Raw genomic sequence first — 271 nt, forward strand, 5'->3', positions numbered from 1 at the left:
GATTTGAACCGGTGATAAAGGTTTTGCAGACCTCTGCCTTACCACTTGGCTATACCGCCATTCTAAAGGAACAAATCCCTATTGGGATAGCTGGATTCGAACCAGCGCATGTGGGAGTCAAAGTCCCATGCCTTACCACTTGGCTATACCCCAATATTAAGGGCGGTAGGTGGGGGTCGAACCCACGCGTGCCGGAGCCACAATCCGGTGTGTTAACCACTTCACCACTACCGCCATAACTGGCAGGGATAGCAGGAATTGAACCCGCATC

At 52.0% G+C, this 271-nt stretch carries 2 tRNA genes; both read right to left on the reverse strand.

Annotation, left to right across the window (positions count from 1 at the left end):
* Window positions 1-81: 81 nt before the first annotated feature.
* Window positions 82-153: transfer RNA gene (locus LACPOB_RS0103050), tRNA-Gln, on the reverse strand.
* 8 nt (window positions 154-161) lie between these two features.
* Window positions 162-234 (reverse strand) — tRNA-His (locus tag LACPOB_RS0103055).
* Window positions 235-271: the final 37 nt, after the last annotated feature.

Origin of the sequence: Ligilactobacillus pobuzihii E100301 = KCTC 13174 (assembly GCF_000349725.1) — a bacterium.
In the GTDB taxonomy this organism is placed as follows: domain Bacteria; phylum Bacillota; class Bacilli; order Lactobacillales; family Lactobacillaceae; genus Ligilactobacillus; species Ligilactobacillus pobuzihii.